Genomic DNA, 644 nt, shown 5'->3' with positions numbered 1-644 from the left:
GTGGAGCGCCTTGGCGATGGCGTTCTCCTCAAAGGTCGCACCGTTCTCCTCACACACCGGCAGAAGGGCGAGGCCCGGCAGCGTCTCGATTTCGAATTCACCGTCGCCCAGACGGGTGACCGCCAGCCGGAACTCGCGCAGCTTCCCGGCGTTGGTGGTGGCGCAATAGAGCTTCACCCGGCCGCCTCGATGACCGCCCTCTGCCGGGCGGTGAGGTCGCGAATCCCGTCCCGCGCAATTGCCACCAGGCGGCTGAGCTGCGTGTCATCGAATGGGGTCTTCTCGGCGGTGGACTGCACTTCGACAAACTTGCCTCCGCCGGTCATCACGACGTTCATGTCGACGTCCGCGCTCGAGTCTTCCTCGTAGCAGAGATCGAGCAGCGCCTCGCCGTTGACGATTCCGACACTGGTGGCGGCTACCGAGTCGCGCACTGGGTCTTGCTTGAGCGTGCCATATTGTCGAAGCTGGCCGATCGCGAGTTGTAGCGCCACCCACGCGCCGGTGACGGACGCGGTGCGAGTGCCGCCATCCGCCTGAAGAACGTCGCAATCGACTATGAGCGTTCTCTCGCCAAGGATGCTCATGTCGATCACCGCCCTGAGCGACCGGCCGATCAGGCGCTGGATCTCGAGCGTGCGGCC

General features: G+C 65.1%; 2 protein-coding genes. Both read right to left on the bottom strand.

From position 1 onward, the window contains the following. The coding region (locus GY769_14255) for a non-canonical purine NTP pyrophosphatase (GenBank protein ID MCP4203080.1) at nt 1–177 on the bottom strand (177 nt) is incomplete at its 3' end. Continuing rightward, nucleotides 174–644, bottom strand: a 471-nt coding sequence (gene rph / locus GY769_14250; GenBank protein MCP4203079.1) for a ribonuclease PH, incomplete at its 5' end; no start/stop codon positions are given. The genes rph and GY769_14255, both read right to left, overlap by 4 nt.

It is taken from the genome of bacterium (assembly GCA_024224155.1).
Classification (GTDB): Bacteria; Acidobacteriota; Thermoanaerobaculia; order Multivoradales; family JAHEKO01; genus CALZIK01.
This window is presented reverse-complemented; position numbering and strand designations above follow the sequence as displayed.